The organism is Hahella sp. CR1, assembly GCF_029813005.1.
Lineage (GTDB): Bacteria > Pseudomonadota > Gammaproteobacteria > Pseudomonadales > Oleiphilaceae > Hahella.
The window spans coordinates 176188-188302 of sequence record NZ_JAPELK010000005.1 but is presented as its reverse complement, the minus strand read 5'-3'; the positions used below and the strand labels follow the sequence as shown (position 1 = coordinate 188302).

At 55.6% G+C, this 12115-nt stretch carries 10 protein-coding genes; 8 read left to right on the top strand and 2 right to left on the bottom strand.

What is annotated here, in order from left to right; all coding sequences use genetic code 11:
• Positions 1–108 precede the first annotated feature (108 nt).
• From ONV78_RS14040 to ONV78_RS14020, 5 genes are all read left to right on the top strand, one after another.
• Positions 109–1701, top strand: a complete 1593-nt coding sequence (locus tag ONV78_RS14040) for a peptide ABC transporter substrate-binding protein (RefSeq protein WP_279503923.1) — start codon at positions 109–111, stop codon at positions 1699–1701.
• Positions 1702–1768: 67 nt separating this feature from the next.
• Entirely contained in the window at positions 1769–2695 is a 927-nt protein-coding gene (gene oppB / locus ONV78_RS14035) for an oligopeptide ABC transporter permease OppB (protein WP_279503921.1), read from the top strand.
• A 36-nt stretch (positions 2696–2731) separates the two neighbouring features.
• Positions 2732–3637 (top strand): oligopeptide ABC transporter permease OppC, encoded by a 906-nt coding sequence (oppC, locus tag ONV78_RS14030; protein ID WP_279503920.1) that lies wholly within the window; start codon positions 2732–2734, stop codon positions 3635–3637.
• Between the two features lie 17 nt (positions 3638–3654).
• Positions 3655–4623, top strand: a complete 969-nt coding sequence (locus ONV78_RS14025; protein ID WP_279503919.1) for an oligopeptide/dipeptide ABC transporter ATP-binding protein — start codon at positions 3655–3657, stop codon at positions 4621–4623.
• A complete protein-coding gene (locus ONV78_RS14020) occupies positions 4620–5663 on the top strand; it encodes a dipeptide ABC transporter ATP-binding protein (RefSeq protein WP_279503918.1) in 1044 nt (347 codons plus the stop codon). Before ONV78_RS14025 ends, ONV78_RS14020 begins: the two co-directional genes overlap by 4 nt.
• A gap of 113 nt (positions 5664–5776) precedes the next feature.
• Here the strand turns inward: ONV78_RS14020 and ONV78_RS14015 are convergent, their stop codons facing one another.
• Together ONV78_RS14015 and ONV78_RS14010 are read right to left on the bottom strand one after the other, a co-directional pair.
• A complete protein-coding gene (locus tag ONV78_RS14015; RefSeq protein ID WP_279503917.1) occupies positions 5777–7138 on the bottom strand; it encodes a sigma-54 dependent transcriptional regulator in 1362 nt (453 codons plus the stop codon).
• Positions 7135–9003, bottom strand: a complete 1869-nt coding sequence (locus tag ONV78_RS14010; RefSeq protein WP_279503915.1) for an ATP-binding protein — start codon at positions 9001–9003, stop codon at positions 7135–7137. The genes ONV78_RS14015 and ONV78_RS14010 overlap by 4 nt, the downstream gene beginning before the upstream one ends.
• Positions 9004–9271: 268 nt before the next feature.
• On the opposite strand from ONV78_RS14010, the gene ONV78_RS14005 reads away from it, so the two are divergent.
• From ONV78_RS14005 to ONV78_RS13995, 3 genes are read left to right on the top strand one after another with little or no spacing between them, the layout of a single operon-like run.
• On the top strand, positions 9272–9430 hold the full coding sequence (locus ONV78_RS14005; protein ID WP_164887189.1) for a hypothetical protein: 159 nt from the start codon (positions 9272–9274) through the stop codon (positions 9428–9430).
• Positions 9423–10784: a cytochrome ubiquinol oxidase subunit I gene (locus ONV78_RS14000; RefSeq protein WP_279503913.1), complete on the top strand. Its 1362-nt coding sequence runs from the start codon at positions 9423–9425 to the stop codon at positions 10782–10784. The genes ONV78_RS14005 and ONV78_RS14000 overlap by 8 nt, the downstream gene beginning before the upstream one ends.
• 10 nt (positions 10785–10794) lie before the next feature.
• A complete protein-coding gene (locus ONV78_RS13995; protein WP_279503912.1) occupies positions 10795–11790 on the top strand; it encodes a cytochrome d ubiquinol oxidase subunit II in 996 nt (331 codons plus the stop codon).
• Positions 11791–12115 lie beyond the last annotated feature (325 nt).

Genomic DNA, 12115 nt, shown 5'->3' with positions numbered 1-12115 from the left:
ATCACAGAGGCCTCGTGCGCTCTGAAAACGGGTCAGCCTCGTAACCAGTCCGCTATGGAAAAAACAATAAAACCATTGAGGACATCAACATTAAGACGAGAGGATTTTATGAGTTTTAAATCTCGCACAGGGAAAATATTTTCCGCCTTAACGCTGACACTTTCTCTGCTGGGAGCGCCCATCGCCCAAGCTGACACAACACTAAGAATCGGCAACCAGGGTGAGCCGGCGTCACTGGACCCTCATTTCCTCAGCGGTGACTGGGAGAACCGCATCGCTGGGGATCTTTTTATGGGCCTGACGACCGAAGACCCTGAAGGCAACGCCATCCCCGGCGCCGCAGAGAGCTGGACCGTTAGCGACGACGGACTGGTTTACACATTTAAAATCCGCGACCACAAATGGAGCGATGGCCAACCTGTTACCGCACAGGATTTCGAATACGCCATGCGCCGCATCCTGTTGCCGGAAACGGCGGCGGAATACGCTTCACTGCTGTATATCATCAAAAACGGCGAAGAGCTGAACACCGGCAAAGCCAAGCCTGAAGACCTGGGCGTACATGCGCTGGACGACAAAACCCTGGAAATCACGCTGAAAGGACCTGCGCCTTTCCTGATCAGCATGCTGACCCACTACACCGCTTTCCCAGTGCCCAAGCATATCGTTGAGAAGTACGGTAAGGACTGGACCAAGAAAGAACATATCGCCACCAACGGCCCCTACAAGCTGGTGGAATGGCTGCCTAACACCCACGTCAAAGTGACCAAGAACGAACTGTTCTGGGACGCGGCGAACGTCAAAATCGACAACGTCATTTTCTATCCACAGGAAGACGCAGCGGCGCTGATCAAGCGTATGCGCGCTGGCGAGATCGACTGCATCTACAAATTCCCTTCCGGTCAGATCGACTGGCTGCGTCAAAACATGCCTGAGGAGACCAAGATCGCGCCTTACCTCGGCACTTACTACTATCCGATCAACACCAAGCGCGCGCCGTTCACTGACAAGCGCATTCGTCAGGCCCTGTCCATGGCTATCGACCGTGAAATCATCATGGACAAAGTGCTGAAAACCGGCGAGCTGCCTGCTTACAGCATGGTTCCCCCTGGCACCAGCAACTACAAAGAACCTTCTTACGTCACCTGGAAAAGCATGCCGATGGCGGACCGCATCACTAAAGCCAAAGAGCTGATGAAAGAAGCGGGTTACGGCGACGACAAGCATTTGAAAGTGCAATTGCGCTACAACACTGACGACAACCACAAGCGTATCGCTATCGCTGTTGCGCAAATGTGGAAGAAGATCGGCGTTGAAACTGAACTGTTCAACAGCGAAGTTAAAGTTCACTATGCTGAACTGAAGCAAGGCAACTTCGAAGTCGCTCGCGCTGGCTGGGTGGCTGACTACAACGATCCGCAGAACTTCCTGTTCCTGCTGGAGAGCACCTCCAAGTCGTTGAACTACGGTAACTACGACAATCCTGAGTACGATAAGCTGATGGAAGACGCTTACCTTGAGTCTGACCTGAAGAAACGCGCGCAGATCATGGGCAAAGCGGAAGCGATCGCCATGGAAGACGCTCCTATCATTCCTATCTACTACTACGTGTCCAAGAATCTGGTCTCCACCAAAATCAAAGGCTGGAAAGACGCTATCAACGATACGCACCGCACTCGCTGGTTAAGTATCGAGAAGTAATCGCTAAACCTTTTCGCGGAGGCGCCCTTATGGGCGGCCTCCGCTCAGCCTATTCTGCGTAACCGTTATGTTGAACTATTTCATTCGGCGGGTGTTGGCGTCTATTCCAACCCTGCTCATCGTTATTACTATCGCTTTTTTCATGATGCGGATCGCACCCGGCGGTCCCTGGGATAAAGAACGTTCGCTGCCTCCGGAAATCGAAGCGAACATTATGAAAGCCTACGACATGGACAAACCCTTGGTGGAGCAATACTTCATCTACCTCGGCAAGATCCTGGTGGGTGATTTCGGGCCGTCATACAAATTCCGCGACTTCAGCGTCACCGACCTGTTGATGAACGGCTTTCCCGCCAGCTTTCAAGTGGGCGGAATGGCTATTGTCCTCGCAGTTATATTCGGCACCTTACTTGGCGCTGTGGCCGCCTTACGCAAGAACAGCCCGACGGACTATTCCGTCATGACCATGGCTATGACAGGCATCGCCATCCCCAACTTCGTCATGGCGCCAGTGCTTACCCTGATTTTCGGCGTATATCTATCCTGGCTGCCGGTGGCGGGCTGGGGGGACGGCTCGTTCCAATACAAAATTCTGCCAGTGCTCGCCCTGGCGCTGCCGCAGATCGCTTATATTGCGCGACTGACCCGCGGCAGCATGATTGAAGTCCTGCATTCCAACTATATTCGCACCGCCCGCGCCAAAGGTCTGCGCGAGCGCCTGGTGCTGCTGCGCCATGCTCTGAAAGGCGCTATGTTGCCCGTCGTTTCTTACCTTGGTCCCGCCACCGCCGCCGTCATCACCGGTTCTGTCGTTATCGAAACGATTTTCGATATTCCCGGCGTCGGTCGTTACTTCATCCAAGGCGCCCTTAACCGGGACTATCCCCTGGTAATGGGAACCGTCATTTTCTACGGCGTACTCATTATCGTTCTGAACCTCATTGTCGACATGCTGTACGGCCTGCTCGACCCGAAAGTCAGTCTTCACGACTAATGGGAGGCGCAGATGAATCAATCCCAGGATCAAGCAATGTTCAGTCAAAAAAGTAAGCTCGCCGCCATGATGCCCGACGCGGAAAACTCCATTGAAGGGCGCAGTTTGTGGCAGGACGCCAGACGCCGTTTGTTTCAGAACAAGGCGGCGGTGGTATCTATGGTGATACTGTCCATCATCGCGCTGATGGCTATTTTTGCCCCCTATCTAAGCCCGCATCCGCTCGACGAAATCTATTGGGACCGCATCCAAGTCGGCCCCGACTACGCCAATGCGCACTGGTTCGGCACCGACAGCAGCGGACGCGACCTGTTTATCCGCGTTCTCTACGGCGCTCGCGTGTCTTTGATGGTGGGCATTCTCGCCACCGGCGTGAGTCTGATTATCGGCGTCACCTATGGCGCTATTTCCGGCTACTTCGGCGGCAAGGTGGACAACTTTATGATGCGCTTCGTCGACATCATGTACTCCCTGCCGTTCATGTTTTTCGTCATCCTGTTAATGGTGGTGTTCGGCCGCAACATATTCCTCATCTTCGTCGCCCTGGGGGCAGTGGAGTGGCTGACCATGGCGCGTATCGTGCGCGGTCAGACGCTGTCCATCAAGCGCAAGGAATACGTGGAAGCGGCGCATGCAGGCGGCGTCAGCAACCTGAAAATTATCTTCCGTCATATCATTCCGAATGTTCTGGGCCCGGTGATCGTTTACGTCACTCTGACAGTGCCCCAGGTCATTCTGACCGAGAGTTTCCTGTCGTTCCTGGGCTTAGGGGTGCAGGAGCCGCTGACCAGCTGGGGCGTGCTGATTTCCGAAGGCGCCAAGCTCATGGAAGTAGCTCCCTGGATGCTGGTTTACCCGGCTATTTTCCTGGCCACCACCCTGTTTTGCTTCAATTTCATCGGCGACGGGCTGCGTGACGCACTCGACCCGAAAGACAGATAACGACGGAGATTTTAAACATGCATCCCTTATTGGACGTAAGCTATCTCTCAACCAAGTTCAGCACCCCCGACGGTCAGGTGAACGCGGTCAATGACGTTAGCTTTCAATTGTTTCCCGGGGAAAGCCTGGGAATAGTGGGAGAGTCTGGCTCCGGCAAAACCCAGGTGTTCATGTCAATCATGGGGCTATTGGCGGATAACGGCAAAACCTCTGGAAGCGTCCGCTTCAAAGGACAAGAACTTCTCTTAATGTCCAAAGAAAGGCTCAATGAGGTCCGCGGTAGCGATATGTCATTGATATTTCAGGACCCAATGACATCCCTGAATCCTTTCTTGAAAGTATCCAAGCAGTTAACGGAGGTGCTGGTCGAACACACCGGCGTTTCTATGCAGGAAGCCCGAGAGCGGTGCATTGAGATGCTCAGCAAAGTGGGTATTCCTGAGCCGGCCAAACGCTTCGATATGTATCCCCATGAGTTCTCCGGCGGCATGCGCCAGCGAGTGATGATCGCCATGGCCCTGCTGTGTCAGCCGGACCTATTGATCGCTGACGAACCCACAACGGCGTTGGACGTTACTATCCAAGCCCAGATTCTAAAATTAATGAACGACCTCAAACGTGAAATGAACACAGCCATTGTTATGATCACCCATGACCTGGGCGTCGTAGCAGGCTTGTGTGATCGCGTATTGGTAATGTACGGCGGTCGGATTGTGGAATCTGGAACCGTTCGGGAAATCTTCTATAGCCCCAAACACCCCTACACCATGGGATTACTGGCCTCCATGCCGCGGCTGGACGGCTCTGGACATACGTCTTTACAAGCAATACCCGGACAGCCACCTAACCTGCAGAACCTACCCAAAGGGTGTTCTTTCCACCCACGTTGTCCGTATGCCCAAGATCGCTGCAAGCTGGATCATCCGCCGTTGCGTAAAGTCGGCGAGAATCGCTTAAGCGCCTGCCTTCTGGAGACGTTTTCATGACACAGCTATCCTCTATTCAAGCAAACGCAGAAGCCAATGCAGTCTCTAGCGGCAAAACGATACTGACCGTCAACAATTTAAAAGTACACTTCCCTCTCGGCAGTGATGGCTTTTTCAAGAAAAACGACCGCTTTGTAAAAGCCGTCGATGGCGTCTCCTTTGATGTGCGCGAAGGGGAAACACTGGGCATCGTGGGCGAATCCGGCTGCGGCAAGTCCACGCTGGGGCGGGCCGTATTGCAGTTAATTTCGCCCACAGACGGCAAAGTCGTCTGGCTGGGACAGGACATCGCGGGACTGGACAGCAAAACCATGCGCCCCCACCGCAAGTCCATGCAGATTATCTTTCAGGACCCGCTGGCCAGCCTTAACCCGCGCCGCACTATCGGCGATATCATCGCTGAGCCGCTGATGACGTTCTACCCAGAACTCAGCAAGCAGCAGCGTCGCGAAAAAGTCAAAGCCATGATGGACAAAGTAGGTCTGCTGCCGCAGATGATCAACCGCTATCCGCACGAGTTTTCCGGCGGCCAGTGTCAGCGTATCGGCATTGCGCGGGCGATGATTCTGCAACCCAAGCTGATTGTCTGCGACGAGCCGGTTTCGGCGCTGGACGTCTCCATCCAGGCGCAGATCATTAACCTGCTGACGGAACTGCAAAAAGAATTCGGCATGTCGCTGCTGTTTATCAGCCACGACCTGTCGGTGGTTCGCCACGTGAGCCATCGGGTGATGGTGCTGTATCTGGGCAAGGTGATGGAGCTTGCGGACAAAGACTCCATCTATCGGGAGCCCAAGCACCCTTACACCAAGGCCCTGATTTCCGCGGTGCCGATTCCGGACCCGGATATCGAGCGTCAGAAAGAACAGATCGTTTTGAAGGGCGACCTGCCTTCGCCGATCAATCCGCCCAGCGGCTGCGTCTTCCGCACGCGCTGCAACTACGCAGAAAGCCGCTGCGCGGAGAAGATCCCGGTGCTTGAGCATACCGGCGCAGACCATCAGGTCTCGTGCCTGAAATGGAAGGAAGTCACCGACTAATCTTGTGGTCCCCGCTTCCACTTATCCAGGCGGAAGCGGGATTTCCAACAAGTCCTGCAACAAAAGTTTATTCCACTCTCGCCGGCGTCGCAGTTTGACTGCCGGCTCTTTTTTCAGCCCCCCACCCCATATCGCGCCATTTTCTTCAGCAACCCCTGTCTTGTAAGACCTAGTTGTGCGGCGGCCCGGGTTTTATTGCCTTGTTGTTCGCTCAGGGCCTGTTGGATAAGGTGGATCTCCAGTGAGCTGACTTGTTCATCCAGCGTGTCGCCTTTTATCTGCGCGACCGGAGCGGAGGCGGTTCCGCTGATCAGGTTGACCTCTTGCATGCTCAACACGTCTCCCATGCAGATAGCAGCGGCGCTTTCCAAAGTGTTCTTCAGTTCCCGAACGGCGCCAGGCCAGGGCTGCGCGCAGAACCAGCGCATGGTTTCTCCATCCACTTGTAATTCGCGCCCGCTCTTACGCGCCATTCCCTGCAGAAAGTGTCGCACCAGCAGCGGAATATCCGAGCGTCGTTCCTGCAATGGCGGCGTCATCAGCGTGAGGCCCTTGATACGATAGTACAGATCGTCACGGAAGCCGCCTTCCTGAACCGCTTTGGGCAGGTTTCGGTTTGTGGCGCTGACCAGACGCACATCAATATGCTCCACTTCCCGACTGCCAACCGGGTAATAACATCCCTCCTGCAGCACCCGCAGCAGCTTCACCTGCATGGGCAGAGGCATCTCCCCTATTTCGTCGAGAAACAGAGTGCCTTTATCCGCCAGGAACAACAGTCCTTTACGGTCTTTATCCGCGCCGGTGAACGCGCCTTTTTTATAACCGAACAGCTCACTTTCCAACAGTTCACCTGGAATCGCGCCGCAGTGAACGGAAATAAAAGCTTCCGCCGCGCGCTGACTGAGACGGTGCAGCGCTTGAGCGATCACCTCTTTACCTGTGCCGCTGGGCCCCTGGATCAAGACTGGCACGTCAGTAGGCGCAATACGCCGGATCAACTCGCGCAGAGAATCCATGCTGGCGCTGGCGCCAATCAGACCCAAATCATCGGACTCCGTCGGACGCCCCACCACCCGCCGCAGACGCTCCACTTCCTTCGCCAGACGTCGTCGCTCAATAGCCCGTTGCACCACCACCCGCAGCATATCCGGGTCGACAGGCTTACCGATAAAGTCCCAGGCGCCCGCCTGCATCGCTTTAATCGCCAGCTCCTTTTCATCATGCCCGGTCAACACCACCACCGGGGTATCCGCGTACAGGGCGATCAGTTGCAGTCCCTCTTCCGGCAAAAAAGTCGGCGGCAACGCCAGATCCTGCAACACCAGATCAAAATCCTGCTCGTTGAACAGACGCCGCGCGGACTCTGCGTCGCCGCAACTGCTGACCTCGTATCCCGCTTGCTCAAGCCATAATGCGCACAGCTCGCAAAATGCGCTTTCGTCATCCACTATCAAAATTTTCGCTGCGCTCATGCTGTTTCCTTCTCATCATGTTCAAGGGGAAGATGGATCATGAAACTCACCGGCCATCCCTCCTCATCGCTATGCCAGACATCGCCGCCATGGGCGTCGACAATACGCCGGACGATCGCCAGTCCCAGACCGCTACCGCCAGCTCGCTTGCTGACAAAGGCCTGAAACAGGCGCGGCTTCATCGCGTCAGGCACCGCCGGCCCATTGTTGTGAATCGCAATCAGAGCCCCACGCTCATCCTGTGCAAGCGCCACTAAAATTTTGCCTTGGGGCGTCTGCCTGACAAAGGCGGCGGCGTTATCCAGCAGGTTTATCAACACTTGCTGCAGACGTTGTGGGTCAACGGACAACCAGACTTCGTCAGGGGTCTCCAGCTCTATTTCCACCTCATGCAACTGCCGCATCTGCGCCACTGTGGCGGCCGTTAACGCGCATAAATTGGTTGGCTTGAGGTCCAGGCGAATCTGTCCGGCGTAGGTAAGCACGTCCTTGATCAAGAGCTCCGCCCGCTCCACCTGTTTGGAAATATGCTCGCGGATACGTGGGTCGGTCTGCGCCGCCGCCATGGTGATGATATTAAGCGGATTGCGAAGCTCATGGGCGATTGCCGCCGTCAGGCCGCCCAGCTCCACCAGATGCTGCTGCTCCAGGCGTTTGCGCTCCGCCTCCGCCAGCAACAGCGAACGCTCCAGCGTAGCGCAGGCGGACGGCAACAGTTTCGCCATAAATTCCGCCAGACGCTGGTGCGATGGAGCAATGTCCTCCCAGCCTTGCAAACGACAATCCCACTGATCGCGCTTTTCGCACACAAACACCGGGCCTGACGGGGAGTCGAAGCGACCGTCAATATTCACGCTGGCGGTCACTCCGCTCTTTTTCAGCCAGAGCTGTTCGGCAGTCTGACGCAACTCCCCCCATCCTCTCACAGCATTAAGACGGGTAACCCACTGGTCCAGCGTGGACTTATCCAGCACCGCGCCCGGATACACCAGACGATCGGCGAATTCTTTGGCGGGCCCATACGCCAGCCAGGCGAATGCCAGCAAAATGCCGGAGTACACCACCAGCTGACTCAACGGCGCCTGCGCCAGCTCAGCCAGCCCCAACGGCGCCAGTAGCGCCAAGATCAACGACATGGCCAGCATACTGGTGGCGAGCAAGGCCAGCCAGATCACCGCCTGATTCACCCAACGGTTCACCTCCACCAGGCGATAACGCACCACGCTGTATACCACCAGCACGGCGTAGCTGGGCAGGGCCAGCATGGCGTAGGGGAACAGGTTGATATCCAGCGAGGGAAAGATAAAGCTGGTGGAAAGGGCGAACCCCCAGCCGCCGGTAATGAACATGGCGGTAATGGAACGTCTCAAGTTGCCCTTGCTGCGCTGAAACGCCATTAACAGCAGCAAGTGCCCGATTACGCCAATCGCTACGGTATACGCAAGATTCAGCCACCCCGTGAAGGCCAGATGAAAAAATCCGTCGAACTGCATCCAGGGAGAAATATAACCGCCCCCTGTCAACCAACTGGCCAGCACAACCGCAACGGCGGTGAAGTAGAACAATGGAGCCAGCCTTCGCAATTGTTGCGGCAGCTCCAGCGGCTCCCCCAGCCACAACAGAACGAAGTGTAGGAAAGCGGTAGGCATCAATGGGTTGCCCAACAGGATCAGCGTTCCTATCCCCTGATGATCGTCCAGCACCAGAATATGGCCAAAACACCAGATTGCCATCGACAGACAAAACCCGGACAATGCCCTTAACGCAGGCTCTTGCCGCCGGCGCGACCATAACCATAGTGAAACGCCCCCGGCGGACAGCACCGTGGTCCACATGGAAACGGAAAAAAGCTGAATCGTATTCATGTCCCCAAGCGTAAACTTTGTTTACGCCAGCCTCCCCAAAAACAGTAAACGAAGTTTACACCCAGAACCCTAAATTAGGAAAAAATTGCCGCATATCAAGGCGTCTCAGCGCGTTTTGTGATTGGCGCGCATGTTGCTCTTATTACTGCATAGCGAATTTCGTACCCAGCCGCCTTCAGGGTGACAAGCGATCACCTCAGCCGACGCGGCGAAGTCAAAGTTGTGAAGTCATAGAACGTTTGAAGTAATAAGAGATAGGAGTATTCGTATGAGCGCCTGGTTAATCGATCTGCTTTCCGTATCCGCTGTCATCCTGTTGGCTTGTGGCATGACTCTCGCCCCAGTGCTGCAGCGCAATCGACGCTCCCGCAAAACCGCGCTCAGAACCGCACGCCTGCAATTCGAGGGAGGAGAGCAAAATGCCTGATCCCGCGTTACTGTCACGCATCCAGTTCGCATTCACAATTAGTTATCACATCATTTTTCCCACTATCACCATCGGGCTGTCGCTGTATCTGGCCCTGATGGAGGGGCTCTGGCTTAAAACAGGCCGTCAGGTTTACCTGCAACAGGCCCGTTTCTGGCAGAAGCCCTTCGCCATTACGTTTGGTATGGGCGTCGTCTCCGGCGTCGTACTGTCCTATGAATTCGGAACCAATTTCAGCCGTTTCTCAGAAATCGTCGGACCGGTACTGAGCCCCCTGCTGACCTATGAAGTGCTCACCGCGTTCTTTCTGGAAGCGGGCTTCCTCGGCATCATGCTGTTCGGCTGGAAAAAAGTTTCCCCGAAAGTGCATTTCATCGCGACCTGTGTGGTCTGCGTCGGCACCATGATTTCCGCGTTCTGGATTCTGGCGGCCAACTCCTGGCTCCATACCCCGGCGGGTTATGAAATTGTTGACGGCGTATTTCATCCGACGGATTGGTGGGCGGTGATTTTCAATCCCTCATTCCCCTATCGCCTGACTCATATGCTGCTGGCCAGTTTCCTGTCCGCATCGCTGTTGTTCGCCGGCGTCAACGCTATTTACCTGTTGCGGAAGCAGCATACCGAGTTCGCCAAAAGCGGTTTTTCCATCGCCATGTGGGCGATCCTGGTTCTGGCGCCGTTGCAGATCCTGGCGGGCGACATGCACGGCCTCAATGTGCATGAACACCAGCCCGTGAAAGTCGCGGCGATGGAAGCCGTATGGGAAACCGAACAGGGCGCGGGATTTCGCTTGTTCGCGCTGCCCAATCAGAAAGAAGCCAAGAACGATTTCGAGATTGTCATTCCCAAGGCCGCCAGTCTGATTCTGACTCATGACATCAACGGCGAAATCGCCGGACTGGACCAAGTGGCGCCGGAAAACCGGCCGCCCGTGGCGGTGGTGTTTTTCTCTTTCCGCATCATGCTGGCGCTGGGTGGACTGATGCTGCTGCTTGGAGTATTGGGCTTGTGGGCGCGCAGCAAAGGTCGTCTGTTCGACAACCGTCTGCTATTGAACCTCTCCCGCCTGATGATTCCTGCGGGCGTCATCGCGACTCTGGCGGGCTGGTATGTCGTAGAGGTGGGTCGTCAGCCCTGGCTGGTGCAGGGACTGGTGCGCACAGTGGATGTGACGTCGCCGCTGCCGGCCTCGCAAGTCTTGTCTACGCTGATTCTGTTTGTTGCAGTGTACTCCCTGTTGTTCGGCGTCTATCTGTACTTCATGCGTAAGCTGATCCGTCAGGGTCCTGCTGACGTCGCCGGCGCCGCTCAGGATGATGAGCTGCCCACTACGCTAAACCCCGCACACTAGGAGAATCGCCATGGACATTGCGCTTATATACCTGTTACTCATCGCCATCGGCGTTCTGATGTATGTATTGCTGGATGGCTTTTCTCTGGGCGTAGGCATCCTGTCGCCCTGGCTAAACAAAGCGGAAGACCGCGCTATCGCCATGAAGAGCCTGTCTCATCTCTGGGACAGCAATCAAACCTGGCTGGTTTTCGGCGGCGTAGTGCTGTTCGCAGGCTTTCCCAAGGCGTACGCAACAGTACTGTCGCAGCTGTATCTGCCGATTATCCTGATGCTGATTGCGCTGATCTTTCGCGGCGTGGCGTTTGAGTTTTACTTTAAATCCCATACCAGTCGCGGCTGGTGGGACTTCAGTTTCAGCTTCGGGTCCACGTTGGCGACTTTAAGCCAGGGCATTATTCTCGGCTCGCTGGTGCAGGGATTCACTCTCACGCCTCATGCATCCGAGCAAATTGCCTGGTTTACGCCATTCTCGCTGATGACCGCCATCGCCCTGGTTTGCGGATACGCCCTGCTCGGCAGTTGCTGGCTGGTGCGCAAGACATCAGGTCGCCTGCAAGTCTCTGCCAGACGCCTGGGCATCATCAGCCTGTTCGCCGTCATGTTCTTTCTGGCGCTGGTCAGCGTCTGGATGCTGCTCGCCCAGCCTCAGGTGTTCCAACGCTGGTTGACCTGGCCCACGGGACTTCTGCTGGCGCCCGTGCCATTGTTGAGCGCTTATGCAGGTCTCCGTCTGTGGCAAACCCTGCGCAGCGGCGAAGGCAATGATTTGAAGCCTCTGGGTCTGGCCATGGCGTTGTTCGGGCTTTCCTTCATTGGATTAGCCGCCGGCATGTTTCCTTACATCATTCCCGGACAGCTCACTATCTGGGAGGCTATTGCTCCCGAGCGCAGCACCACGTTCACCCTGGTGGGAATCGTGCTGTTCCTGCCAGTGATCATCGCTTACAACATCTACAACTATCGGGTGTTCAGCGGTAAAACCACTACTCAGGACGGCTACTGATGAACAAATGGCGTCAGACTCGCAATGCCGTGCTGCTTTACCTGGCGGGAGTCGTCGCTCTGACGCTCGCCGCCGGTGCAGTGCGCATGGCTCTACAGGCGTTATCTGCTTGAGAGCCCGGGGAGTTGAGTGATGAATGAATTAGCGGACATCGGTTGTCATTTACTCCGTTGGTAAGCGTCGTTTATAGGGTTGGCGGCGCTCTGCCTATGCTCTTGCTCAGGTTAAAGCGGCGCTAATCTCTCTTTTAAGCCTCATATACCAGGAAACGATGAGCCTTGCCTTTCACGTTTTCCTGGTCATGTTTTCCTGGTGCGATAAATCC